The sequence below is a fragment of the Actinokineospora terrae genome (genome assembly GCF_900111175.1).
In the GTDB taxonomy this organism is placed as follows: Bacteria; Actinomycetota; Actinomycetes; order Mycobacteriales; family Pseudonocardiaceae; genus Actinokineospora; species Actinokineospora terrae.
The window spans coordinates 443,983-469,082 of record NZ_FOGI01000002.1 but is presented as its reverse complement, the minus strand read 5'-3'; the positions used below and the strand labels follow the sequence as shown (position 1 = coordinate 469,082).

Sequence of the window (25,100 nt, the reverse complement as noted above, 5' to 3'; positions counted from 1 at the left end):
GACCGCCACCAGGTCTCCCTAACCTGGATTCATGCGGACGAAGAACGTGGTGCAGGAGGCGGACATCGTGCTCGGGAACAAGCAGAAGCCCTCTCCCCGTGGTTGGGGAGAGGGCTGTGGTCGGGGAGGACTACTTGCCGGCGAGGGCCTTGAGGCCGGCGTAGTCGCCTGCGCCGAGGAGGCGGCGGGAGGTGTCGCAGGGGGAGCTGGCGGGGGTCATGGTCTGGGTGGCGTTGGTGGTCTGGTCGACGTGGCCGAGGCCCGCGGTGTGGAGGCGTTCGTGGGTGAGGGTGGTTTCGAGGTCGTACTGCTGGCCGGTGCAGTTGGTGGGCTTGGTGGTGAACCAGGTGTAGGCGACGTTGTCGATGAGGGTGTCGGAGGCGATGACGATGCCCTTGGCGTTGTAGTAGGTGCAGGTGTAGGCGAGGACCTTGGTGGGGAGGGTGCCCCAGCCGGTGACGGACTTGTTGTCGTTGCCGGTGCAGGTGGCGGTGGAGGAGACCTGGGGCTTGAGGGTGGTGGTGCCGCCGTAGGTGTAGGTGGAGGTGGTCAGCGCGGCCAGGCCGCAGCGGTTGGTGCCCTTGGCGACGGTGTTGGTGGAGGTGGTGATGGTGTTGAGGGCGGTGGAGGCGATGTTGGCGGGGACGCCGTCACCGTTGTAGAGCCAGGTGAGGGTGCCGACCTTCCAGGTCTTGAGGGCGTAGGTGGTGTCCTCGCAGGCGCTGGCGGCGGAGGCGGCGGTCGCGGCCGCGGTGACGGCGTCGCCCTCGTCGTAGGTGAACGCTTCGGCGACCAGGAAGACCTGGTCCTCAGCGGCGGCGTTCGAGGCGACCGGCTGGCCCGCGACGATGACGGCGGTGGCGGCCAGGGCGGTGGCGGCGAGAGTGGTGATGGAGCGGCGCATCGGGTTCTCCCTGGTCGTCCTGGCTGGATGACACAAGAGTCGAGGCCTGCGGGAGTGGGTCGGGTGCGCGCTCGGGTGCTAACCGGGTGCACGCCTCAGCCGACACCCGGCGCTGCCGAACCTCCCGGGTTTCCGCCCCCTCAGCGACCCCCACTCGGGCCGCCGAACCCTTTGCCCCCCACCACACCGTCACCACATCACCCACAAACCCAGCCACCCCCGCGTCTACCCCCGTCCCGGGTGAACCGGCCTCCCGGCCGCCACTCGGCCCACGGGTGCGGGAACGGGTGCGCGATGCACTGTGGACAGTGCCAACCACGAGCCGGTCTCACTACCTCTTGCACCGCACTTGAGCTCGCGCTCCCTACGGCAACCAACAGCAGGGGAGTGTTCAGCCCAGCTGCTGGTGAGGCTCGACCACTGTCCACACCCGACCTCCATGGCTACCCACCTCAGCCGTCACGGCGACTGCCTCGGCCCGCCGATCTCACCAACCACCTCACACCGCCCTCGGTCGACCCTGCGTCCCCTTGCCACGCCGAGGTGGCCACCCGTCCCCCTCGGCGGACGTGTCTCCCTCGTCTAACGGCGCTTCGGCCACGGCGCGGATCGGGGAGACCCGTTCCATCAGGTTGCACGCGACCGTTCTCAGTCGTGGATGCGTCCACTCCAGGCCAGGCGCGGTATCGGCAGGTCGGACCACTCGGGGAACTGGTCGCTGACCAGGTGCCGCACCAGGTCGTCGTCGGCGGTGGGTGCCTCGTCCGCGTGCATCGTTGCCGTGGGGTCTGGAGCCCATCGATCCCGGTTGATCGAACCGGGGTGTGGGTACTGTGGCTGGTGACCGGTATGTCCGAAAATGAGGGGACCTCGCTGTGGCCCACGATCCCGCCGCCCGCCGACCGTTGCGACTCCTGGTCGTCGCGGGGGCGTTGGCGATGCTGCCGTTGCTCGCCGCCTGCGGTGATGACGACGACGATGACGATGACGACGATGACAGCATGCGTTCGCCGTCCCGACCGGCCGCTGTCCTGGTCATCGCCGACTGAGCACTGGTTTCCGGAGCCGTCCCGGTGGCGACAGGCAACGCCACCGGGACATGGCATCGCGACGGCCGGGGATGTGTTGGCTGCCCCGCGGTCCCGGCTGGTAGGCCTAGCCCGGATAGCCGAGGACAGTGGGGTCGTCGCGGCGGACGATGGCGAGGAAACCCGGCGCGGGCAGCACGCCGACCGCGCGGAACAACCCGCGGAAGCTGCCCGAGTTCTGGTGGCCGGGCGGCGCGGTCCAGCCGTCGATGGTCGTTCGCTCGACTGTGCTCCCGCCGAGTTCCTGCCGGGTCAGTTCGGCGCGGGTATCGGTGAAGCACAGTCGCAGCACCGCCGCCGCGGTCGTGGCCAGCGTTCGCCTGCCCGCGCACTGCGCCTGCGCCAGCACCGTGGCGGAGCCATCGGCCGGGTCCACCGCCACCGACGACAGCACCCGTCCGCCCGCGACCTGTTCCTCGCCGACCGCGACCTGTCCCGCGTTCGCCCACAACCTCCGGCCCCGCAACGCCTCCACCGCCACGGGCGAGCCGTCGCGGGTCCGCAGGAGTTCGCGGCGGCTGCCCAGGTCGTCCACGGAAACCGCCGTACCGTCGGCGTTCCGGTTGACCAGGAAGTGCGAGCTCTCGCCCGGTGGCACCGGGAGCAGCCGCTGCCACCGCGCCACTCCGTCGCGATCGCCCAACGCCACGACACCCCAGTCGTCCCGGCAGCTCAACGACACGATGACCACGTCCGCGCCCGACTCGTGCACACCCCACGGCGACAGGCACCCCGCGGGCGCCTGCCAGGTCCACAACCGTTGCCCGGTGCGAAGATCGTAGCCATGGGTGCGGTGGTCGGCGCTGCGGTCCGGGAGGTCGAACCGTTCCGACACCGGGAGGACGCTGTTGGAGGGCAACGGATCGAGCGTGCTGTGGTCGCGCACCGCCCACTCCCGAACGACATCCCCGGTCGCGGCGTCGAGCAACACCGACAGTTCGCCGTCGCGCGCGTGGGGCCCGCCGCCGCTGAACGTCGCCACCACCAGCGCCTGGTCGGGTGTGGTCGCCAGCGACGTCACCTCGGTACCCGCGCGGGTGTAGTGCCACGACTGCCTGCCGCCCGCGCCCACCGCGACGACCTGCCCCGCGTCGGTGCCGACCACCAGCCCGGCCCCGGCGACCACCGCCTCCACGACCGGCGCGTCCGCGGTCCAGCGCCACGGCTCACCCCGGGGCCGGTCGACGACCTCGGGCCGGGCCTGCGCCGCGACCGTGCCGGACTCGACGGCCACCGCGTCCGGCACGTACCGGACGCCGAACCCCGCCGCCGCGACCACCAGCACCGACACGGCGGTGAGCACCCAACCCCGGCGATCACGCGTCACCGCCCCCAGCAGCGTCGCCACCGCACCCACCAGGAGAACCCAGGACGACGGCCCGGACACCCCGGACGTCACGTCGGTGACGACCAGGAATCCGGCGTACCCCGTCGCGGCCCCCGCCACCACGCCCCCGACGCGCCGCGCCCCGCCCAACACCAGCAGCGCCGCGAGTCCGGCTCCGGCCACCCCGACGCCACCCCACACCGGGTCGGTCCGCGCCAAGCCGCCGTCGAGCAGCATCGACACGCCCGCGCACACCGCGCCCGCCACCGCGAGCCCCATCCCGACCACGTCACTGTCGACGCGCCCAAGCCCGGTCCCGTTCCCTTACGGCCAGGGCAGCCTTCCGGTTCCCGCCCGCGGTCGGGGGAAGGTGCGCAGGTCGACGAGCCCGCTCGGAGCTGTCCGGGCACGGGTGTGCCACGGTGGGCGGGTGACGTGGAATGGCGAGGACTACCAGCGGCGGTTCGACCGGCTCGCGGGCGACGGGCAGGACGTGCACGGGGAAGCCGTGTTCGTTCGCGGGTACCGGCCCGCGACGGTGTTGGACGCGGGCTGCGGCACGGGGCGTGTCGGCATCGAGTTGGCCCGGCACGCGATCGACGTCGTCGGGGTCGATGGGGACGAGTCGATGCTGGCCGTGGCCAGGGAGCGGGCGCCGGGCATCACGTGGCACTGCCGGGACCTGGTGGGGCTGGACCTCGGGCGGACCTTCGACGTGGTCGTGATGGCGGGCAACGTGCCCCTCTTCACCGCGCCCGGCACGCAAGCGGACCTCGCCGCGGGCGTCGCGAGGCACGTCGCGCGGGACGGTGTCCTCATCGCGGGCTTCTCACTGGACCGCGGCTACACGGAGACCGACTACGACGAACATTGCGCGGCCGCAGGCCTGACCCTCGTCGAGCGGTACGCCACCTGGTCCAAGGACCCATTCACCGGCGGCCACTACGCGGTCTCGGTCCACCAGCGCTGACCGACACGCCACTCGCAGCGGAGACGTCCGCGGCAAGAGATACGGCCGCGGCAAGTGGGGATGATCGCGGCAACGCGACACAGCCCGCGGGAAGGGGGAGACGACTGCTGCGCGAGACGTGACCGCGGCAAGGAGCCAATGGCGAGATGGCCGTAAGGGGGAGATGACCGGCTGGGCCGCGAGCAGCCCAGCCGGAGGGCGAGCTGCTACTGCGCGACGAGGCGGGCGAGGCGGCGTTCGTCGGGCCACCGGACGTCGTGGGCCCAGCCGAACCGCTCGAAGATCCAGATGACCCTGGCCGACACGTCGACCTGGCCGCGGCGGACGCCGTGGCGGGCCGAGGTGGGGTCGGCGTGGTGCAGGTTGTGCCAGGACTCGCCCATGGACAGGATCGCCAGCGGCCAGAAGTTGGCGGACTTGTCCCTGCTGGCGAACGGGCGGTCGCCGACCATGTGGCAGACCGAGTTGACCGACCAGGTCACGTGGTGCTGGAAGGCGACCCTGGCCAGCCCGGCCCACAGGAACGCGCTCAGCGCGCCCCACCACGACCAGGTGATCAGCCCGCCGAGCAGCGCGGGCAGGCCGACGCTGAGGGTGACCCAGAGCGGGAAGAGCCGGTCGACCATCCGCAGGTCGGCGTCGGCGGCCAGGTCGGGGGCGAACCGGTCGACGTTGGTGCGGTCGCGGCCGAACAGCCAGCCCATGTGCGCGTGCCAGAAGCCGCGCAGCAGCGCCATCGGCGACGTGCCGAACAGCCACGGGGAGTGCGGGTCGCCCGCGCGGTCGGAGAACGCGTGGTGGCGGCGGTGGTCGGCGACCCAGGTGATCACCGAGCCCTGCGCGGCCAGGCCACCGGCGATGGCGAGCGCGACCCGCAGGCCCCGGTTCGCCTTGAACGCGCCGTGGGTGAAGTACCGGTGGTAGCCGATCGTGATACCCAGCGTCGACACCGTGTAAAAGACCGCGGCGATGCCGATGTCGACCCAGCTGACGCCCCACCCCCACACCGCGGCGGGCACGACCCCGACCAGGGCCACGAACGGCACGATCAGGAAGAACCGAATGGTGATCAGCTCGGCTCGGCCTGCCTGCTCGGCCAGGATCGGCTTCTTCGGTGGTCGGGGGGTGTCGACTGGTGGGCTGGGTGTCGCTGTGGTCATATTTCGCCTCGGGTAGTCGTGGACGAGCGCGACCGTGCGGGCGCACGGTGCCGCACCCGCGCGGGGCAGCGGCTCGGTGAAAAGGGGATCCGGCGGTGTGGGACTCTCGCCCGACGCGTTCGGCAGCCGTGTGAACGCCAGCACGTGGTCGACCGAACGGGGATGGCGGGGCGCTGCCGGGGTCCACCCGGTCGGTGTCGCGCCGTTGGCACCGCCTGTCATCCCTGACGGTACGCGACCTCCAGCCCGCCTACCACGTGGTGACCGCGGTTCGGGACGAAATCGCGGATTTCCGTCGCTCCCGACCAGGCGATCGCCCGTGTCGTCGCGGTTGTCACCCCCGTTGCGGCTGTCGGTGGGGTACGCTGGGCCACAGGGCGCGCCGATCCACCCGCATCCAGCGGGTGTGCTTCCCGGTCTGGTCCGACCCGCCTGAGGTCGGTTCGCCGAGCACCGGCCCACCCGCCGGGCACCGCTCGCTCTCCCCGCTTTCCCCTGGTCGCCACCACGCGCACGCTGGCCGCGGCCCTTCCCGAGCCACTCGCGCGGTCCGCCGCGCGGCAGGCCCACAGCCAGGAGGCTGGCCGCATCCACATGACACGCACCGACGCACACCCCGAGACGCACCGCGACCACCGCGACCACCGCGGTACCCAGGCCGCCGTTGTCGGCGCGCCGCAGCCCAGGGCCGCGGCCGGGTGGCGTCCCGCCAGGACCGCGTCCCGGCACGCGCTGACCCCGCCGACCGAGATCGCCCACGCCCTGGCGCACGCGCTCGGCGGCTACGTCAGGACCGTCGCCGCGGCGCTCGGGGTGCCCGCCGAGGGCGTGACCTGCGAGGTCACCGACACGGTCACCGCGTACGTGGCGCTCGGGCACCGGGCCACCGCGTACCCGGACCGCGACGTGATGCTGGTGTGGGACGCGCGCGGCTGGTCGGTGTCGGTGGAGACCGACCCGGCGGAACGCCCGATCGTGCTGTCGGCGGCCAGCGGCGACCTGGTGCCCGACCCGGCCGAGGTGGCCGGGTTCGTGTCCGTCGCGCTCGCCAGGCGCACCGCCCGCCCCGCCGCACCGGCGGTACCGGACCCGCTCGACTGGACCGAGGTCGTCGAGCGCATGCGCGGGCACGGCCGCTGAGCCGCCCGCGGTGCGCACCACGCCCGCGGTGCACACCACCACAGACCAAGAACCACCCGTGAGACAAGAGGAACCCATGACGCCTGTGACCGCGCAGCACGAGGGCGGGATGTCCCCCGTCCTGTTCAGCCACCCCACCACCGAGGAGCGGGCGGTGACCAGGAACCCCGGCAACGCCCAGGTGCCCCGCTTCGAGTCCTCATCGGACACCCCGGGCACCGCGCCCACGCCGAGGCACCCGGACCGGTCCGCCCCTTGACCATCACCCCGGACGTCCGAAGTGGACTGACGCTGTCCGGTGCGGTCGGCCTGACGCCGTGGCGGGCGGCCGATGTCGACGACGCGTTCGCCGTCTACGGCGCGGCCGCGGTGACCAGCTGGCCGTGTCCGCAGGTCGACCGGGTGGCCGACCTGGCCGCGATGCGCGCGCTGGTCGAGCAGTGGGGGCGCGAGGGGCTGGGGGCGCCGCACGGCCGGTGGGCGGTCCGGCGGCTCGACGACGGCGGCGTGGTCGGCGGGGCCACCCTGCTGCCGCTGCCGCCCGGCGACGAGGACACCGGCATGACCTGGCAGCTGCGTCCCGACGCCGACGCCCAGCTCGCCGAGGAGACCGCGTTCCTGGTCGCCTCGCAGGGCTTCGCGCACGGCCTCGACGAGGTGTTCGCCCTGGTCCGGCCGGGTGCCGACACCACGGCGATCCGCCGAAACGGCATGTACTGGGTCGGTGAGACCAGCAAGTACTTCGGCCTGGACCTGCAGGTGTACCGGCTGCGCGTGGCCGATCTCGACCGTGTTGCCCCCGAGGGCCACCACCCGCCGAGCTGAACCCGGCAGGCCTGACCCGCACTGGGCTGGACCGCGGGACACGACCAACACACGACTGTCCGCCCCCGTGAACGACCGGGGGCGGACAGTCGGCGTTCGTCCTGGGGGAGCCGGGTTTACAGCACCCGGACCGAGACCGCTTCCGGGCCCTTGCGGCCCTCGCCGATCTCGAACTCGACCTGCTGGTCGTTGGCCAGGCCCGCGTTGTCGTAGCCCTGGATCGACGAGCGGTGCACGAACAGGTCGACGCCGCCACCCGCGGGGGTGATGAAGCCGAAGCCCTTGGTGCCGTTGAACCACTTGATAGTCCCGCTGGTCATCGACGTGCTCCTTGGTTCGGCCACGGTGCGATGGCGGCGACGGGCTGGGGGGTGGCGGGCTGGGAGGCGGCAGCCGGTGGGGTGCACGGCGCGGACTCCTGGCCCGCGATGCCCAACATGGACAGCAGCACACCGCGGTCCTCGGCGTCGAGCGAGTGCACCGCGACCGTGCGGGCCGCGCGGACCCGCTGGACCGCCTCGGCCTTCTCCGCGGCCGCCCGGCCGTCGGCGAAGCCGATCGCGGCCTTGCTCGACCGCTCGGCGGGACTGGTCAGTGCGTGGTGTGACGTGGCGAGCTGGTAGTCCGGCGGCAAGCCGGTGCTCCCGTCCCCGACCGCGAGAACGGCGGTCGGTCTCAGCCGGGAACCGGATCCGCTGGGTGCCGACACCTTGGTACCCCGACCGAACCGATTGTACCGCAACAGGTGCCGCGTCGGACCGGCCGCGGGTGCTCGGTACCGGAACGGTCCCCGCGCCGGTCGGGCCGCGGCGTTCGTGGTGTGGTTCCCGGGACCTCCGGCTGTTGCTGTGAACGGAAAAAACACCTCGCGACCTGGCGAACACCTGGTAGTGGTTGACTGTCAGCCGTTCTGGGGGTGGGTACGTGCGCGTGTTGGTGCTGGGGCCGATCGTGGTGCTGGGTGGGGAGGAGTCCGTCCCCATCGGGGGCACCAAGCCCCGGACGCTGCTCGCCGCGCTGGTGACGCGGCCGCGCGCGGTCGTGTCGATCGAGCAGCTGATCGCGCACCTGTGGGACGAGGACCCGCCCCGGTCGGCGACCCCGCTGGTGCACACCTACGTCTCCGCGGTGCGGCGGGCGCTCACCGCCGCGGGCGCCCCGGACGTGCTGACCACCCAGCCGCCCGGCTACCGCTTGGACCTGCGGCCGCAGGACACGGACCTGGAGTCGTTCGAACAGCTGGTGCTCCAGGGCAGGCAGCTGGAACGCGCAGGCGACCACGTCGCGGCGGCCTCGGCCTACGAGCGGGCGCGGGACCTGTGGCGGGGTGACGCGTTCGGCGGGGTCGACGCCGAGTTCGCCAGGACCAGGGCGAGCGCGCTCGACGAGGACCGGTTGTTCCTGGAGGAGGGCCTCGCGCGCTGCGACCTCGCGCGGCACCGGCCGGACGAGGCCGTGTCCAGGATGGCGCGGATGAGCGCCGCCCACCCGGCCCGCGAGGAGGCCCGCGGCCTGCTCATGCGCGCGCTCTACGAGAGCGGGCGGCAGGCCGACGCGCTGGCCGCCTACCGGGACGCGCGCCGCCACCTGCGGGAGGAACTCGGCGTCGAGCCGGGCGAGAAGCTGCGGCAGGTGCACACGGGCGTGCTCAACGGGACGCTCGCGCCGCTGCGGCCCTCCGCTGTCACCGTCCTCGACGCCGTCCAGGCCGTGCCCGCCCCGCGGGAACACCAGCCGACCTACACCGCGCCGCGCCAGCTGCCGCCCGACCTGGGCGACTTCATCGGCCGCGGCGCGCAACTGGAGGTACTGCGGCGCATCGCGACCCGGTCGGGGGCGCAGGGCCGCACCGCGGCGCCGACGGTCGTGGTGACCGGGTTCGGCGGCGCGGGCAAGTCGGCGTTGGCGGTGCACAGCGCCCACCTGCTGCGGGAGGACTACCCGGACGGGCAGCTGTTCGCCGACCTGCGGGGCGTCGACCCGGAGCTCGGCGTCCGCGACGCGCTGCGCCGGTTCCTCGGCGCGCTGGGCGTGCCCGCGGCCGACCTGCCCGACAGCGTGGCCGACCGGGTCGAGCTCTACCGGCGGGCGGTGGCCGGGCGGGCGCTGGTCGTGGTCCTGGACAACGTCGCGGGCGAGCACCAGGTCCGTCCGCTGCTGCCCTGGTCGCCGCGCTGCCTGGTGATCGTCACCAGCCGGTCCCGGTTGACCGGGCTCGACGGCGCCGAGGTCCTGGAGCTGGACTTCTTCGGCGCCGACGCCTCGATCGGGATGCTGGCGGCGATCATCGGCGCGGCCAGGGCCGCCGCCGACCCGGCCGCGGCGGCCACCATCGCCCGGCTCTGCGGCGGTGTCCCGCTGGCCATCCGGGCCGCGGCGGCCAAGCTGCTGGCCCGCCCGCACTGGCCGCTGCGCGCGCTGGCCGACCGGCTCTCCGACGTGCGGCGCAGGCTCGACGAACTGGCCGTTGGCGACCTGGCGGTGCGCTCGAGCCTGCAGCTCAACCACGCCGACCTCGACCACGCGCACCGCGCCGCGTTCCACCTGCTGGCGCTGCTCGACCCGCCCGACTTCGGCGCCTGGCTGGTCGCGCCGCTGCTCGACGTCGGCGTCGACGAGGCCGAGGACGTCGTCGAGCACCTGGTCGACCTGCGGCTGCTGGAGGTGGTCGGCGTCGACACCCTGGGCCGGGTCCGCTACCGGTTCCACGACCTGGTCCGCCTCTTCGCCCTGGAGCAGGGCGGCGCCGTCGAGCCGGTCCGGGCCGCCCTGGACCGGATGCTGGCGACCTGGCTGGCGCTGGTCGAGCTGGGCACCGGCCGGATGCCGCGGGTGACCCTGGGGCTGCGCCCGTCGACATCGGCCCCCGAGGTCGACCCGCGGCTGGCCGCCGAGGTGTGCGCGGACCCGACCGGCTGGCTGACCGCCGAGACCGCGGTGGTGGTGCGGGTCGTGGAGCGCGGGCACGAGCTCGACATGGACGGCGCCACGGTGCTGCTGATCGTGGCGCTGCTCGGCTCCCCGTTCGCGGCCCGCAACGAGTTCGACGGCTGGCAGCGCGTCCTCGACGTCGCGCTCGCCTCCGCGCGGACCTCCGGCGACCGGCTCGCCGAGGCCCAGGTGCACGCCGGGCTCGGGCACCTGCGCTACGAGCAGGACGACTTCGCCGCCGCCGAGGCGCACTTCACCCAGGCCTGCCAGCACGCCGAGGCGGTCGACGACGCCGTGCTGCACGGTGTCGGGCGGGTCGGCCTCGGCACCGTGTTCCGGGAGCGCGGCGAGTTCGCGCCCGCGGTCTGGCACCTGGTCGCGGGCAGTGACCTGGCCGAACGCGGCGGGGACCGGGGCGTGGTCGCCGCCGCGCAGTACGGGCTCGGCGCCATCCACCGCGACGTCGGCGACCTGCCCGAGGCGTTCGAGGCGATGCGTCGGTGCCTGGCGCTCTACCGCGAACTGGGCGACCAGCGCGGCGAGGGCTTGGCGCTGCGGGGCCTCGGTCTGTGCCACCGGGCGGTGGGGGAGTACGCCGACGCCGTCGAACAGAGCAGGGAGGCCGAGGTCGTCCTAAGGGTGGCCGGTGACCCTCTCGGCGCCGCTTACGCCCAACAGTCGTTGGCCAAGGCCTTGGTCCGTCAGGGTCAGAGCGCGGAGGCGGCGGCGGTGCTCGACCTGTGTCACGAGGTGTTCCTGAAGCACAAGGACCGCTTCGGGGTCGCGCTCGCCGTGCGCACCATGGGCGAGGCGGCACTGGCCGCCGGGGACGACGAGGCCGCCACCGAGCTGCTTACTGTGGCGTTGGCCGGGTGGCAGGAGTTAGGCCTGCCGCTGTGGGAAGCGCGAACGCGCCGGGATCTCGCCATCGCGTCGGACGTGCGCGAGCACTGGGACATCGCGATGGAGCTGTTCGCGGCCCTGGGCGGTCGGGAAGCGGCCGAGCTGGCGGGCGTCGAGCCGCACGAGTGGCTGGCCCAGATCCGCGTCTAGAGCCGCTCTTATAGCCGATCTATAGCGAACCAGGCTGGAGCTAGAGCCCGGTTAGAGGCACGCGTTCGATCCTTGTCCGGAACGAGGACGAACAGCGCGGTGATCGCGTCGCTGGGGGTCCGCGGTGTTCCCGATCCGACGCGAGGACCAGGCCATGACTGTCAAGCGAACCCTCCCGGCCGCCGTGCTGACCGCGGTGGTGGCCGCGATGACCCTCCTCGGCACCAGCTCCGCCGGTGCGGACACGCCGCCGTCGTCGCGGGCAGAGGGGAACGCCATGACCGAGGTCACCAGGAGCGAGGTGCTGGCCAGGGCCCGGGACTGGGTGGCGAGAGCCGTCCCCTACAGCCACGTCCGGCACACCGACGGCTACCGGCAGGACTGCTCCGGCTTCGTCGCGATGGCGTGGCGGCTGCGGGACAACCCCTCCACCAGGACGCTGCCCGCGCGCGCCACCAGGATCGGCAAGGACGAGCTGCGGGCCGGGGACGTCCTGCTCTGGGTGAACCCGGACCCCACCGGGTTCGGCCACGTCCGCGTCTTCGACCGCTGGGCGGATCCGGACCGCTCCGCTTACTGGGTCTACGAGGAGACCCCGGTCCAGGCGGTGCACCGGGAGTACCGGTGGGCGGACACGGCCGCCGAGTACCTGCCGTACCGGGGCAACACCGTGGTCGACGACCCCGTTCCCGGCGCGTCGCTCTCCGGTGACGCCAGGGCGGACCTGGTCCACGTGCGACCGGACGGGACGCTGCTGGGTCGGCTCAACGACAACGGTTTCACCACCTCGCCCGACGTCCCGCTGGACTCCGGCCTCCCGGACCCCGCCCGGCTGCGGTTCGCCGACCTGTCCGGCGACGGTCGCCTCGACCTGGTCCACATCGGCGAGGACGGCACGCTTCGCGTTCGGTACAACGGGAACGGGCTCACGACACGGCCGTGGACGGAAGAGGTCGTTGTCGGCACCAGGTTCCACGACCCTGACCGGGTGTACTTCGCGGACCTGTCCGGTGACGGCCGGGCCGAGCTGATCGTCCTCCACCGGGACGGCACCCTGCGCGCCCGCTCCGGCGCGGACCGGCCGTGGATCGTGATCGGCACCGGGTTCGACGACCCCAGCCGGGTCCACTTCGCCGACCTGTCGGGTGACGGCCGCGCCGAGCTGGTGCACCACGAGGCCACCGGCGACCTGCGCGCCCGCTACAACGGCAACGGACTCGTCGCGGCGCCGTGGACCGGTGAGCTGGTGATCGGCAACGAACCTGACCCGACCCGCGTCAAGTTCGGTGACCTCAACGGCGACGGGCGCGCCGACCTGGTCCTCGTCCGCGCCGACGGGACGCTGGTCGCCCGGTACAACCACAAGGGCTTCACCAGCCAACCCTGGGCGGGGGAGACGGTCGTCGGTCGCGGGTTCCCCGACCCCGTCCGGGTCATCCTCACCTGAGGCCCAACCCCGTTGTTCGAGGTCGGCGGCCCTCGGTGCCCGGTCCGGATCACCGGTCCGGGCACCCCGGGCATACCCCCTGGAGATACCTCCTCGCCGCGTCGGCATGGGGGGAATGGGTGGTATAGCCTCAGCGGTGAGCCCCACCTCAGAGAGGGGGCACCCATGACCGATACGCCAGCCACCGGGCCCGTACTGTCGACTCCACCACCCGCGGATCCCCTTCCGCCGACCGCCGCGGAGCTGCCAATCCCCCTCTCGGTCCGTGCCGCGCGCGACGGGTCCCAGGCGGCAGGCGTCCTGCTGTTGGTGGTGCTGCTCGTGCTGCTCGTGCTGCTCGTGCTCTGGCTGCGGGGATCCCCGCCGGTCGCGCCCCTCTCGCCCACCGCGGCGGACCTGGTCCTGCCCGCGGTCGCCATGCTCGTCGCGGCCGGGTTCCTGCTCGCCGCGGCCGCCGCCGCGCCGCGCACCTGGTTCCCGCGCCGCCGCGTGTCCCCCGCAACGCTCTGCTGACACCGGCGGCCGCCCCGCGCGGCAACCGCCCCCCAACGGGGTGTTGCCCCGGTGCTCTCGCCGGATGAACAACACTGTCCGTCCACAGCCGGGTCCTGGACGCTGACCTCGGTGGTGGAAGGTTTGTCCGCCCCTCGCACTGCCAGCCCGGCACCACCGCACGCCGTGCTGAGCGCCCACCGAAAGAAATGACCACACCATGACTGCATCACCTGTTTCCGAGACCCAGCAACCGGAGTCCCGGCGTGGCAGCGACTTCGCCGAGCTGTCGCGCTCGATCAAGAGCGAGGGGTTGCTGCACCGGCGGCACACCTACTACGCGGTGCGGATCGCCACGAACTTCGCGCTGCTCGCCGCCGCGGTGGCCGGGTTCGTGCTGCTGGGTGACTCGTGGTGGCAGGTGATCACCGCGGTCGTGTTCGGCCTGGTGCTCACCCAGTTCGCCTTCGTCGGCCACGACGCCGGGCACCGCCAGATCTTCCAGAACCGCAAGGGCAACGACGTCGTCGGCTACGCCCACGGCGCCATCACCGGCATCAGCTACCAGTGGTGGGTCAGCAAGCACAACCGCCACCACGCCAACCCCAACCACGAGGACGAGGACCCCGACATCGACATCCTCGTGCTGGCCTTCACCGACCGGCAGGCCACCACCAAGAGCGGTGTCGCGCACTTCATCACCAAGTACCAGGCGTTCCTGTTCTTCCCGCTGCTGCTGGTCGAGGCCATCATGCTGCGCATCGCCAGCGTGCAGGCCGTGGTGACCAAGGACATCAAGACCTTCCGGCTCGAGGGCGCCCTGCTGCTCGTGCACACCGCCGTGTACCTCGCCGCGGTGTTCACCGTGCTCTCGCCGCTCAAGGCGCTGGTGTTCATCGCCGTGCACCAGGGCGTGATGGGCGTCTACCTCGGTTGTTCCTTCGCCCCCAACCACAAGGGCATGCCGATCCTGGGCAAGGACGACGCGGTGGACTTCCTGCGCAAGCAGGTCCTCACCTCTCGCAACATCACCGGTGGCCGCTGGGTCGACTACCTGTTCGGCGGCCTGAACTACCAGATCGAGCACCACCTGTTCCCGAACATGCCCCGCGCGAACCTGCGCCGCGCGCAGCCCATCGTGCAGGAGTTCTGCGCCCGCCAGGGGATCCCGTACGTGCACTGCGGCATCTTCGCCTCGTACCGCCAGGTCCTGAGCCACCTGCACTCGGTCGGCGCCTCCCTGCGCACCCCGGCGCTCGCGAGCAGCTAGGTCCAACCGGGAGGTCCTCTTGAGCTACTCGAGGGGACCTCTCACCCCGGTCGGCTCCGGCGGCGCCCCTCGGTCGACCGCGGCGCCGCGGAAGCCGGACCTGTCGCCCACCGCCAGGCCAGTGCCGTGGAAGTCGGTGCCGCCGCCGAACGCCGCGGCACCGAAGTCCGCGCCCGCCAGGAAGAGCGCGCCGCGGAAGTCGGCGTACCCGCCGAAGGTCGCCGAGCCGAAGGTGACCTCCCCGTCGAACCGGGTCCGCTCGAAGTCGGCGCCGTCGCTGAAGGTCGCCGACCCGAAGTTCGCGCCCCGGGTGAACCGCGCCGAGGCGAAGTCCGCGCCGTCGGTGAAGGTGCTCCACTCGAAGTCGGCCCCGGCGAACACCGCGGCCTCGAAGCTCGCGTGGTCGCTGAAGGTGGCCCACTCGAAGTCGGTGTCGCCGCGCAGCACCACCGAGCCGAAGTTGGCGCCCGAGGTGAACGTCGTCCCGCCGAAGTCCGCGTCGCCGCTCACCGTCGCCGACCCGAAGTCCGCGTACCCGACGAACGTCGCCGCCTTGAACACCACCGTCCGCGCGGCGCACCCGTGCAGGCTGAACCCGACCAGCGTCGCCGCGGTCAGGTCCAGGTCGATGTCGTGCCAGTACGTCGGCACCGGGGCGCCCGGGTGTGTGCCGGGGTGCAGGTGCGCGGCGATGAGCCGCTGCGCGGTCAGCCGCACCTCGCGCTCCCGGAGCCGGTCGCGGTAGGTCGCCGCCAGCACCTCCTCGGCCGCCTCCACCGGAAGGTCGTCGGAGGCCTCGTCGGGCAGGTCGCACGGCATCCGCAGGCACGCGCACAGCACGTTGACGATGGTCTGCCGCTGCCCCGGGTTGTCCTGCGCCAGCCGCTCCAGCGCGTAGAGCCCACCGAGCCGCGCCGGTGCCTGCGTCGACCCGAGCAGCTCGACGGCCTTGGTGTAGAGGTCGGTGATCCGCCGCGCCGCCGCGTCGTCGCGCGTGTCGGCCGCGACCCGCTCCTGGAGCCGGAACGCCACCATGGCCGCCGCTTGGTCCCGGTCCTTCTGCCGCAGCCCGATCTCGGTGCTGCGCTGCCTGCGCGCCGCCAGCAACAACGCCGCCGCGCCCCCGGTCCCCACCACGATCGACCCCGCAGTCCTGATCGCGTCCAACCGGACCCGGTTCTCCTCACTGTCGCGCCCCGGCTCCCCGGCCAACAACCACACCGCCACCCCCACCCCGACCGCGACGATCACCACCGCCCACACCAACATCACCCGCACGGACAACACGGTGTAGTCCTCAGGCTCGTCTCCACCGCCACCGTCCGCCTCGTCATCGCTTCTCATCCCACAAGCGTGCGGACCCCCACGTCCAAGGCCAGCCCCATCCACCTACCGGGTGACAGCGCTAGAGGTCCCGTTCGAACAAGAGCGACCGGACCACGAGCCTGCGACGCAGTGAACTGTCGATCAAGGCGTCGACAACGCTCGCCACCCCGACCCACTCCGCGCCGACCGCCTCCACGAGCCGCCGAACCCCGAGCGCCTGCCCACCGGTGTCCACCCAGTCGTCGACCAGCAGCGCCCGATCGCCGGACCGCACCAGCCGCCGGGGGAACCCGAGCAGCAGCTGCCGGTCGCGGTAGTCCGGCGGCGCCGTCCGCGAGACCCAGGCGTCGCTGTCGGTCAGCTGCCCGCGGTCCTTGCGCACCTCGACGAACCCCACACCGAGCGCGAGGGCGACCAGCGGCCCCAGGAGGAACCCCCTGGCCTCGACCCCGAGAACGACCGTGGGCCGCTCGCCGACGAACAGCGCCGCCAACGCGGGCCCGAGCTGCCCCAGCGTCGACGGCTCCCGCCACCACCCGGTCGGATCGGCCGATGGCATGTCATCCGACCGATCACCCCGCCACGCGAACTGCTCACGCAGCACCTCGCGCAGGGCTCTACCGTCGATGCCGCTCACGCGAGAACCCTGCTCCGCCGTCGCGCGCGAGGTCAACCGAGTTCATCTGTCCACAGTGGAACGAAGGTCAGCCGGTGCGGGTGGTGGTGACGGCGGTGGCGGTGTAGGGCATGCGGAACTCGTCGTCGATGGCGTTGCCGACGGTGGTGAGGATGTGGGCGAGTTTGTCCGGGGGGAGCAGGTTGAGGACGCCCTGGGTGGGGATCTGGTCTAGCCACTCGTCGCGGGTGTAGGTGCGTTCCCAGTCGAAGGTCCACTGCTCGGGGGCGGTGAAGCCGCCCGCGGCGAGGATGCCCTCGGTGGTCTTGGTGGCCATCGCCCGGTAGGCGTCGTGCGGGGAGGCGGTCGGCGGCAGGATGAAGGGGGAGCCGGGCATCACGTCCTCGCAGGCCGCGACGAAGGCCCTGCTCACCTCGGGCGGCGGGATGAACACGTGCCAGAACGCCGCCAGCACGCCGCCCGGGCGCAGCAGTCGCCTGGCCTTCACCGCCCCCGCGACCGGGTCCACCCAGTGCCACGCCGTGCCCGCGACGACCGCGTCGAACTCCCGGTCCGCGGCGTCCCACTCCTCGAAGGTCGCCACCTCGACCGCCACCCCGCCGCGGCGGGCGAGCTCGGCCATCCGCCGGTCGGGCTCCACCCCCAGCACCGCGCAGCCCGCCGCCTGGAACTGGCGGGCCGCGATGCCCGTGCCGCAGCCGACGTCGAGGACGGCGTGGCCCGGGCTCGCGGTGACGATCCGGTCGATCAGGGCGTCCGGGTAGAGCGGCCTGGTGCGGTCGTACCGCTCGGCGTTGGCCCCGAACGACTCCGCCACCTGCCGCGCCTCATGGGGAACCTTGGTCACGCACCCCATGCTAGGGGCGGGGATCAGGCGCCGACATACTCCGCGAGGTGCTTGCCGGTCAGGGTGGAGCGGTCGGCGACCAGCTCGGCCGGGGTGCCCTCGAAGACGATCTTCCCGCCGTCGTGCCCGGCGCCGGGGCCCAGGTCGATGATCCAGTCGGCGTGGGCCATCACGGCCTGGTGGTGCTCGACGACGATGACGGACTTGCCCGAGTCGACCAGCCGGTCCAGCAGCCCGAGCAGCTGCTCGACGTCGGCGAGGTGCAGGCCCGCGGTGGGCTCGTCCAGGACGTACGTGCCGCCCTTCTCCGCCATGTGCGTGGCCAGCTTGAGCCGCTGCCGCTCGCCGCCGGAGAGCGTGGTCAGCGGCTGGCCGATGGTCAGGTAGCCGAGGCCGACGTCGACCAGCCGGGTGAGGATGGCGTGCGCGGCGGGGATGCGGGCGTCGCCCTCGGCGAAGAAGGCCTCCGCCTCGGCCACCGACATGGCCAGCACCTCGCTGATGTCGCGGCCGCCGAGGTGGTAGTCGAGCACCGCGGCCTGGAACCGCTTGCCGTCGCACACCTCGCAGGTGGTCGCCACGCCCGCCATCATCGCCAGGTCCGTGTAGATCACGCCCGCGCCGTTGCAGGTCGGGCACGCGCCCTCGGAGTTGGCGCTGAACAGGGCGGGCTTCACGCCGTTGACCTTGGCGAAGGCCTTGCGGATCGGCTCGAGCAGCCCGGTGTAGGTCGCCGGGTTGCTGCGCCGCGACCCCCGGATCGTGCCCTGGTCGATCGACACCACGCCGTTGCCGCCCGGGATCGACCCGTGCACCAGCGAGCTCTTGCCCGACCCGGCCACCCCGGTCACGACCACCAGCACCCCGAGCGGGATGTCGACGTCCACGTCCCGCAGGTTGTTCGCCGTGGCACCGCGGATCTCCAGGACCCCGGTCGAGGCGCGCACCTCGTCCTTGAGCGCCGCCCGGTCGTCGAGGTGGTGCCCGGTCACGGTGTCGCTGGCCCGCAGGCCCTCGATCGTGCCCTCGAAGCAGATGGTGCCGCCACCCGCGCCCGCGCCGGGGCCGATGTCGACGACCTGGTCGGCGATCGCGATGACCTCCGGCTTGTGCTCGACGACCAGCACCGTGTTGCCCTTGTCGCGCAGCCGCAGCAGCAGCTCGTTCATCCGCTGGATGTCGTGCGGGTGCAGGCCGGTGGTCGGCTCGTCGAAGACGTAGGTGACGTCGGTCAGCGACGACCCCAGGTGCCGGATCATCTTGACCCGCTGCGCCTCGCCGCCCGAGAGCGTCCCGGACGGCCTGCTGAGCGACAGGTACCCGAGGCCGATCTCCACGAACGAGTCCAGCGTCTCGCGCAGCGCGTCGAGCAGCGGCCCCACCGACGGCTCCGACAGGTCCTTGACCCACTCGGCGAGGTCGCTGATCTGCATCGCGCAGACCTCGGCGATGCTGGTGCCCTTGATCTTCGACGACCGCGCCTCGGCGCTGAGCCGGGAGCCGTCGCACTCCGGGCAGGTGGTGAAGGTGACCGCCCGCTCCACGAACGCGCGCACGTGCGGCTGCAGCGAGTCGATGTCCTTGGACAGGTACGACTTCTGGATGGTCGGGATCAGCCCGGAGTAGGTCAGGTTGATGCCGTCGACCTTGATCTTCGTCGGCTCCATGTGCAGCAGGGCCGCGAGTTCCTTCTTGGTGTACCGGCGGATCGGCTTGTCCGGGTCGAAGAAGCCGCAGCCGCGGTAGATGCGGCCGTACCAGCCGTCCATGCTGGCGCCCGGGATGGTGATCGCGCCCTCGTTGAGCGACTTGCTCTCGTCGTAGAGCGCCGTCAGGTCGATGTCGGACACCGCGCCGCGGCCCTCGCACCGCGGGCACATGCCACCGGTGATGGTGAAGCTGCGCCGTTCCTTGACCGTCTTGCCGCCGCGTTCCATGGTGACCGCGCCCGCGCCGCTGATCGAGGCGACGTTGAACGAGAACGCCTGCGGGGAGCCGATGTGCGGCTTGCCGAGCCTGCTGAACAGGATGCGCAGCATGGCGTTGGCGTCGGTCGCGGTGCCCACGGTGGAGCGCGGGTCGGTGCCGAGCCGCTGCTGGTCGACGATGATCGCGGTGGTCAGCCCGTCGAGCACGTCGACGTCCGGCCGCGCCTGGGTCGGCATGAAGCCCTGCACGAACGCGCTGTAGGTCTCGTTGATCAGCCGCTGCGACTCCGCGGCGATCGTGCCGAACACCAGCGAGCTCTTGCCCGAGCCGGAGACACCGGTGAACACCGTCAGGCGGCGCTTCGGGATCTCGACGCTGACGTCCTTGAGGTTGTTCACGCGCGCGCCGTGCACGCGGATCAGGTCGTGGCTGTCGGCCACGTGCGGCGTGCTCGTCCTCTTGGCCCTGCTCATCGTCTCTCCATCGGGTCGGCCGCCGCGGCGGTCTCACGTCGCCTGGCGTCGATCTAACCAGCTACCGGGGAATTGTCGGGTTGTCGCGGCGACAGTCCACTGTCTACCGGCGTCCTCGCGCCACGGTGGCCGCGGCGCGAGGACGGTGGGGCTCAGCGGTCCTGGGCGATCCCGAGGACGTTGCCGTCGGGGTCGGTGAAGGTGGCCACGACCCGGCCGCCGCCGACCTCGCGCGGAGCCTCCTTCACGGTGCCACCCGCGGCGGTGACCTCCGCCAGCTTCGCCTCGATGTCATCCACGTGCCAGTACGCCACCGGCGAGGTCAGCCCCTGCGCAGCGCCACCGGGCACCAACCCGATGTGCTGCCCGTCGACGTCGAACCCGACGTAGTACGCCGCGTCGGTCTGCGGCTGCAACCCGAGCAGGGCGGCGTACACGGCCTTGGCCTTCGCCGGGTCGGTCACGGGGTGCAGCACGGTTTTGATCCCGTGGGTGCGGGAGTCGGACATGGGTCACTCCTGGTAGTCGCGGATCACGTGATCCGATTCGCTTGATCCGGAACCCGCCCTGGTCACCCGGTGCGGCTGTCCCTGCCAGTCACAGTAGGTGCGCCCCCAGCCCCGCGCTTCTCGATTCGTGACCGGTCCGGGCGCTCTCACCCGTGAGCGGCGAGCAACCCCGTCACCAGGGCCGGCTCGGCCGTACCGGTCGCCTACGGCTGGTCGGGTGCCGGTGACCTGGGTGTCCACGGGGCACTCCGGTGATCCCGGGCGTCTCGGCGCCGTTACTCGCGGACACGACCCGGGCACGGGGTGTCGTCCGAGGGGACTCGCGGCGGTTGACATGACTCACCCGGTCGTCGGGGGAACGGGTCGGCCGGTGCTCGCCGCGGCGCGGGAGCTGCCCCGTCGATGGTCTACTGACCCACCGCCGGGTCGGCGCCGGGTTGCCGAAGCAGGACCTGATGTTCTGCGGGTACTGGCGCCACCACTAGCGTGCGGGTCCGTGGACGTCCTCGCCGCCCTGGGCAAACTGGTCCCGGTCGTCCTCGCCTTCGGGACCGGCGCGGTCTTCGCCCGCCGCGAGGTCATCCCCGCCTCGTCGGCCACCGTGTTCACCGACTTCGCGTTCCTGTTCGCCATCCCCAGCTACCTCTTCGGCAGGATCTACCTCAGCGACCTGGGCCACCTGTTCGACGTCCGCGCGATCTCGGGGTACGCGACGGGCATGGCGCTGTGCGTGGTCTTGGTCGCCGCGGTGGTGCGGGGCGACCCGAAGGTCCGAGCCCTGCGCGTGATGGCGGCGGTGCAGGTGAACACGGCGTACTTCGCGGTCCCGGTCTTCGTCATGCTGTTCGGCGACGCGGCCCCGATCTTCCCGATCCTGCTGCTCCAGGTCTGCCTGCTGTCCACCGCGATCCTGGCCACCATGGAGTTCGGCGGGGTCGGGAGCACGACCCGCAAACTGGCCCGGGCGGTATGGGCGTCGCTGAACACGCCGGTGGTTCTTGCGTGCAACCTGGGGATCGCGCTGAACCTGCTGTCGGTGCGGGTCCCTGGCCCACTCCTCGACGGCCTGGATTTCGTAGGCGCTGCCGCTGCTCCGGTGGCCCTGTTCGCCTTGGGCCTCTATCTGGGCGGTGCCGGGCTGTCGCTCCGCGGGACGTCCCGGGTGGAGTTGTCCCTGATCCTCTTCAAGTGCTTGGCGTTCCCCTTGATTACTCTCGCCATCTGCCGCTACCTGTTCGGTGTCACCGGTGACTGGCTGAAGTACCTGGTTCTGTTGGCCGCGATGCCTTCGCCGCAGAACCTGTTTGTGTTTGCTCAGCGGTATGAGGTCGAGGTTGATTTGGCGGCTTCGGTGGTGGTGAAGAGCTCGCTGTTGGCTCTGCTGCTCTTGCCGCTGTGGGTCCAGTGGGCGACGCTGTAGTTGTCTGTCTACTGTGGACCGGGTTGCTGGTGAGCGGCCCGATGTCGATCACGCTTTCTGCGGGTTTCCGCCAGCAAGATCCACGCTTCCTCACCTTCCTGGCGATCATGGCCTTGACCTGCTGCGACTTGTTTCTTGCCACTCGAAGATTCACCCGGTTCAGCGACAGAAGTTGTCCACATGTGGATCTTCGCCCGGCCGTTTCAAGATCCTCTGTCGGCGGCTGCCGGTAGGCTGGGACCTGGGACGCCCCCCGGAGAGGGTGGGGGCTGGGGCCGGACTGGTGTGCGCGCGCGAGCGGGGCCGATGGGTCCGTTGTGGACTGTTGGGATCGTGGGCTCGCAGGGTGTTTCGGGAGCGATTGGCCGGCAGTGGGAGCGGTTCTGGGGTGCGGCCAGGACCAGCGGAGTGACCGAGACCGGCGGCGTACGAGGCCGCGACTGGGGACTTGCTCGGGAGAACGAGGTCAGGTGCCGCAGAAGGTTTGGTAGGGGGTGGTGGTGTCGGGGGCGGGGGTCGCGTAGTGGGCTAGGTCCGAGCGTTCGGTGTAGGGGGATTGGACGGCGGCTAGAAGGTGGTGGAAAGGGGTCATGTCGCCGGTGGTGGCGGCGGTTAGGGCTTCCTCTACGCGGTGGTTGCGTGGGATGTAGAGCGGGTTCGCGTGCGCCATAAGGGTGGGGTCTGGGGCAAGTGACTGCCAGCGGGTCAGCCAGGCGTCGATGGCGGTGGGGTCTGTGAATAGGGAACGCACGGGGGCCAGGGAGCCGCGGGCCGCCGTGGTGAGGTGGTGGTGGAAGAGGGTGTAGTCGATGTGGTGGGTGTGGAGTAGCGCTAGGAGGTCGTCGATGAAGTCTGGGGCGGTATCGGATGGGAGGCCCAGTTTGGTGAGCATGCCCGTGGTCCAGACGGCGTTGTACGAGCGGCGGAAGCCGCCGAGTGACTCGACCGCGATGGCGATCGCGTCCTCCTGGGTGTCGGCGAGCAGCGGCAGCAGGGCCTCGGCGAGCCGGGCGAGGTTCCACTCGGCGATGGCGGGTTGGTTGCCGAACGCGTAGCGGGCGCCGTGGTCGATCGAGCTGAACACCGTCGCCGGGTCGAACGCCTCCAGGAACGCGCACGGACCGTAGTCGATGGTCTCGCCGGAGATCGTCATGTTGTCGGTGTTCATCACCCCGTGCACGAACCCGACCAGCGTCCACCGCGCCACCAGCGAGGCCTGCGCGGCCAGCACCGACTCGAACAACCCGAGGTACCCGTGAGACGGGTAGTGCCGTTCGATCGCGTGGTCGGCCAGCCGTCGCAGCAGGTCGACGTCGTCGGTGGCCCGCGCGTACTGGAAGCTGCCGACCCGCAGGTGACTGCTCGCGACCCGTGCGAGGACGGCCCCCGGCAGCACGGTCTCCCGCGGCACCGGCCGACCCGTCGCCACCACGGCCAGCGACCGCGTCGTCGGGATCCCCAGCGCGTGCATCGCCTCGCTGATGACGTACTCGCGCAGCATCGGCCCCACCGCCGCGAAACCGTCCCCGCCCCGGGAGAACGTCGTGCGCCCCGACCCCTTCAAGTGCAGGTCGCGCAACCCGCCATCGGCGTGGACCAACTCCCCGAGCAACAGTGCCCGCCCGTCCCCCAACCGCGGCGAGTAGTGCCCGAACTGGTGCCCCGCGTACGCCTGCGCCACCGGCCGGGCCCCCGCCGGGACGTGCGTGCCGACCAGGAAAGCCAGCCCCTCCGCGCTCCGCAACCAGTCGACATCGAGCCCCAACTCGGCTGCCAACGGCTCGTTCAGCACGAGCAGCCGCGGCTCGGCGACCGGCTCCGCCTCCCAGGCGACCGCCATCTCCGGGACCGCACGGGCGAAGTGGTCGCTCAACGTGACCGTCGTGGTGCTCACTCCACCACGGTATCCGCTCCCTCGTTCCGGCCGGTCGCCCTGTGCGCGGCAACTAGTCTCCGATCATGACCGAGCCGCCGTTCCTCACCGAGGCGCGCGCTGCCTACGACCTGGTGGCCGCCGACTACGCCGACCTGCTGCGGGACGAGTTGGACGGCAGGCCCTTCGACCTCGCGATGCTGGGCGCGTTCGCCGAGTGCGTGCGGGAGACCGGGGGCGGGCGGGTCGCGGACCTCGGCTGTGGGCCCGGTCGGGTGACGGCGTACCTGGCCGGGCTCGGCCTGGAGTGCGTCGGGATCGACCTGTCACCCGAGATGGTGGCGGTGGCGCGACGCGACCACCCCTGGCACCCCACCAGCCGAGTCGCGGATCTCGCCGTGGCAGCGGGTTTCAGTGAGCGCGCCCGGCTGGTCAAGGCCGCCGAGCCGCCCGAGGGCAGTGCGCAGGCTTACCTGTTGGTGCGCAAGAACTCCTCGACGCCGTAGTGGGCGCGGGAAGGGGGGCGCTGCCCAGGGCGTTGGGCAGCGTCCCCCGGGTCGTGGGCTAGAAGATGGACCAACCGGTGATCGAGGTGAACGTGGACAGCGCCAGGGTGGCGGCGACGGAGTTGCCGTGGGTGTCGAGGGCGGGGCCCCAGGCGCAGAGGATGCCGCGGCCGGGGATGACGGCGAGGATGCCGCCGCCGATGCCGCTCTTGGCGGGAAGGCCCACGGAGTAGGCGAAGTCGCCCGCGGCGTCGTAGGTGCCGCAGGTCAGCAGGGTGGCGTTGAGGCGGGTGGTGTCGGCGGCCGAGAGCAGGCGTTCGCCGTTGGCGCGGATGCCGCCGCGGGCGAGGAACAGGGCGGCGGTGGCGAGCTGTCCGCAGGTGGCCGCGATCGCGCAGTGCCCCGTGTAGTGCGCCAGCACGTCCTCGACCGGGTGGTGCAGGTTGCCGTGGTCGGCGATGAGGTGCGCGATCGCGCTGTTGCGGTGGTTGTGGGCCTGTTCGTCGGCGGCCACCGCGTGGTCGACGTACGGGCCGCCGCCGGACTCGGTGAGCAGCAGGGCGAGCACCGACTCCTTCGCGTGGCCGGTGATGCCCAGCAGCCGGTCGGTGACCACCAGCGCCCCGGCGTTGACGAACGGGTTGCGCGGGATCCCGCAGTCGCCGTCGAGTTCGGACAGCGAGTTGAACCGGTGCACCGAGGGCTGGCGCCGGACCCGGGTCCACAGCGCCTCACCGTCGTGGGCGAGCACCAGGGCCAGGCTGAACACCTTCGACACGCTCTGCACCGAGAACGCCTCGTCCCAGTCGCCGACGCCGACCACCTCGCCGTCCACGCCCGCGAAGGCCATCCCGAACCGGTGCGGGTCGACCCTGGCCAGCGCCGGGATCGCCGAGGTCACCACACCGGTCGTGACCGTGCCGACCGTCGCGCGGACCTCGGCCAGTACATCGTTTAGCTCCACGGTCGAGAG

The 25,100-nt window shown here is 71.9% G+C and carries 24 protein-coding genes; 11 read left to right on the top strand and 13 right to left on the bottom strand.

Annotated features, from left to right (window positions below):
* Nucleotides 1-130: 130 nt before the first annotated feature.
* Complete coding sequence (locus tag BMY07_RS35840; protein WP_092775308.1) at nt 131-904, bottom strand: peptidase M10A; 774 nt, start codon at nt 902-904, stop codon at nt 131-133.
* Nucleotides 905-1,552: 648 nt separating this feature from the next.
* Nucleotides 1,553-1,678, bottom strand: a complete 126-nt coding sequence (locus tag BMY07_RS35835) for a hypothetical protein (protein WP_281245034.1) — start codon at nt 1,676-1,678, stop codon at nt 1,553-1,555.
* Nucleotides 1,679-1,779: 101 nt separating this feature from the next.
* On the opposite strand from BMY07_RS35835, the gene BMY07_RS34155 reads away from it, so the two are divergent.
* Entirely contained in the window at nt 1,780-1,953 is a 174-nt protein-coding gene (locus BMY07_RS34155) for a hypothetical protein (protein WP_177215456.1), read from the top strand.
* Nucleotides 1,954-2,059: 106 nt separating this feature from the next.
* On the opposite strand, the gene BMY07_RS05340 is transcribed toward BMY07_RS34155, so the two are convergent.
* Complete coding sequence (locus BMY07_RS05340; RefSeq protein ID WP_092775307.1) at nt 2,060-3,598, bottom strand: PQQ-binding-like beta-propeller repeat protein; 1,539 nt, start codon at nt 3,596-3,598, stop codon at nt 2,060-2,062.
* Between the two features lie 151 nt (nt 3,599-3,749).
* Between BMY07_RS05340 and BMY07_RS05335 the strand changes: the two genes are divergently transcribed.
* Nucleotides 3,750-4,289: a class I SAM-dependent DNA methyltransferase gene (locus BMY07_RS05335; protein WP_092775306.1), complete on the top strand. Its 540-nt coding sequence runs from the start codon at nt 3,750-3,752 to the stop codon at nt 4,287-4,289.
* A 206-nt stretch (nt 4,290-4,495) separates the two neighbouring features.
* Here BMY07_RS05335 and BMY07_RS05330 read toward each other — a convergent pair whose 3' ends face one another.
* Entirely contained in the window at nt 4,496-5,449 is a 954-nt protein-coding gene (locus tag BMY07_RS05330) for an acyl-CoA desaturase (protein WP_092775305.1), read from the bottom strand.
* A 594-nt stretch (nt 5,450-6,043) separates the two neighbouring features.
* On the opposite strand from BMY07_RS05330, the gene BMY07_RS05325 reads away from it, so the two are divergent.
* The 3 genes from BMY07_RS05325 (at nt 6,044) to BMY07_RS05320 (ending at nt 7,414) form a co-directional block, all read left to right on the top strand.
* Complete coding sequence (locus BMY07_RS05325; protein ID WP_092775304.1) at nt 6,044-6,589, top strand: DUF6292 family protein; 546 nt, start codon at nt 6,044-6,046, stop codon at nt 6,587-6,589.
* A 76-nt stretch (nt 6,590-6,665) separates the two neighbouring features.
* The gene (locus tag BMY07_RS33420; RefSeq protein WP_143073371.1) at nt 6,666-6,848 is read left to right on the top strand and encodes a hypothetical protein; all 183 of its coding nucleotides are present in this window, start codon (nt 6,666-6,668) and stop codon (nt 6,846-6,848) included.
* Entirely contained in the window at nt 6,845-7,414 is a 570-nt protein-coding gene (locus tag BMY07_RS05320) for a GNAT family N-acetyltransferase (RefSeq protein ID WP_245782216.1), read from the top strand. Before BMY07_RS33420 ends, BMY07_RS05320 begins: the two co-directional genes overlap by 4 nt.
* A gap of 116 nt (nt 7,415-7,530) precedes the next feature.
* On the opposite strand, the gene BMY07_RS05315 is transcribed toward BMY07_RS05320, so the two are convergent.
* The gene (locus tag BMY07_RS05315; RefSeq protein ID WP_092775303.1) at nt 7,531-7,734 is read right to left on the bottom strand and encodes a cold-shock protein; all 204 of its coding nucleotides are present in this window, start codon (nt 7,732-7,734) and stop codon (nt 7,531-7,533) included.
* Nucleotides 7,731-8,123, bottom strand: coding sequence for a hypothetical protein (locus tag BMY07_RS05310; RefSeq protein ID WP_143073370.1), 393 nt, complete (start codon nt 8,121-8,123; stop codon nt 7,731-7,733). The genes BMY07_RS05315 and BMY07_RS05310 overlap by 4 nt, the downstream gene beginning before the upstream one ends.
* A 215-nt stretch (nt 8,124-8,338) precedes the next feature.
* Here BMY07_RS05310 and BMY07_RS05305 point away from each other — a divergent pair, with 215 nt between their 5' ends.
* From BMY07_RS05305 to BMY07_RS05290, 4 genes are all read left to right on the top strand, one after another.
* Complete coding sequence (locus BMY07_RS05305) at nt 8,339-11,398, top strand: AfsR/SARP family transcriptional regulator (RefSeq protein WP_177215455.1); 3,060 nt, start codon at nt 8,339-8,341, stop codon at nt 11,396-11,398.
* 154 nt (nt 11,399-11,552) lie between these two features.
* Entirely contained in the window at nt 11,553-12,845 is a 1,293-nt protein-coding gene (locus BMY07_RS05300; protein ID WP_143073369.1) for an FG-GAP-like repeat-containing protein, read from the top strand.
* 165 nt (nt 12,846-13,010) lie between these two features.
* Nucleotides 13,011-13,358 (top strand): hypothetical protein, encoded by a 348-nt coding sequence (locus BMY07_RS33415; protein ID WP_143073368.1) that lies wholly within the window; start codon nt 13,011-13,013, stop codon nt 13,356-13,358.
* Between the two features lie 199 nt (nt 13,359-13,557).
* Nucleotides 13,558-14,607 (top strand): fatty acid desaturase family protein, encoded by a 1,050-nt coding sequence (locus BMY07_RS05290; RefSeq protein ID WP_092775298.1) that lies wholly within the window; start codon nt 13,558-13,560, stop codon nt 14,605-14,607.
* A 24-nt stretch (nt 14,608-14,631) separates the two neighbouring features.
* Here BMY07_RS05290 and BMY07_RS05285 read toward each other — a convergent pair whose 3' ends face one another.
* The 5 genes from BMY07_RS05285 to BMY07_RS05265 all read right to left on the bottom strand — a co-directional run bounded on the left by BMY07_RS05285 (nt 14,632) and on the right by BMY07_RS05265 (nt 20,328).
* Nucleotides 14,632-15,951: a pentapeptide repeat-containing protein gene (locus BMY07_RS05285; protein WP_092775297.1), complete on the bottom strand. Its 1,320-nt coding sequence runs from the start codon at nt 15,949-15,951 to the stop codon at nt 14,632-14,634.
* A gap of 61 nt (nt 15,952-16,012) precedes the next feature.
* Nucleotides 16,013-16,570: a phosphoribosyltransferase family protein gene (locus tag BMY07_RS05280; RefSeq protein ID WP_245782215.1), complete on the bottom strand. Its 558-nt coding sequence runs from the start codon at nt 16,568-16,570 to the stop codon at nt 16,013-16,015.
* Between the two features lie 67 nt (nt 16,571-16,637).
* A complete protein-coding gene (locus BMY07_RS05275; protein ID WP_425426231.1) occupies nt 16,638-17,417 on the bottom strand; it encodes a class I SAM-dependent methyltransferase in 780 nt (259 codons plus the stop codon).
* Nucleotides 17,418-17,440: 23 nt separating this feature from the next.
* The gene (locus tag BMY07_RS05270; RefSeq protein WP_092775295.1) at nt 17,441-19,819 is read right to left on the bottom strand and encodes an ATP-binding cassette domain-containing protein; all 2,379 of its coding nucleotides are present in this window, start codon (nt 19,817-19,819) and stop codon (nt 17,441-17,443) included.
* A 152-nt stretch (nt 19,820-19,971) separates the two neighbouring features.
* A complete protein-coding gene (locus BMY07_RS05265) occupies nt 19,972-20,328 on the bottom strand; it encodes a VOC family protein (RefSeq protein ID WP_092775294.1) in 357 nt (118 codons plus the stop codon).
* 496 nt (nt 20,329-20,824) lie between these two features.
* Between BMY07_RS05265 and BMY07_RS05260 the strand changes: the two genes are divergently transcribed.
* The gene (locus tag BMY07_RS05260; RefSeq protein WP_092775293.1) at nt 20,825-21,748 is read left to right on the top strand and encodes an AEC family transporter; all 924 of its coding nucleotides are present in this window, start codon (nt 20,825-20,827) and stop codon (nt 21,746-21,748) included.
* Nucleotides 21,749-22,214: 466 nt separating this feature from the next.
* Here the strand turns inward: BMY07_RS05260 and BMY07_RS05255 are convergent, their stop codons facing one another.
* On the bottom strand, nt 22,215-23,642 hold the full coding sequence (locus tag BMY07_RS05255) for a protein adenylyltransferase SelO (protein ID WP_245782214.1): 1,428 nt from the start codon (nt 23,640-23,642) through the stop codon (nt 22,215-22,217).
* A 65-nt stretch (nt 23,643-23,707) separates the two neighbouring features.
* Here BMY07_RS05255 and BMY07_RS05250 point away from each other — a divergent pair, with 65 nt between their 5' ends.
* On the top strand, nt 23,708-24,127 hold the full coding sequence (locus BMY07_RS05250) for a methyltransferase domain-containing protein (protein WP_092775292.1): 420 nt from the start codon (nt 23,708-23,710) through the stop codon (nt 24,125-24,127).
* Nucleotides 24,128-24,185: 58 nt separating this feature from the next.
* Here BMY07_RS05250 and BMY07_RS05245 read toward each other — a convergent pair whose 3' ends face one another.
* Entirely contained in the window at nt 24,186-25,091 is a 906-nt protein-coding gene (locus BMY07_RS05245; protein ID WP_092775291.1) for a glutaminase, read from the bottom strand.
* Nucleotides 25,092-25,100: the final 9 nt, after the last annotated feature.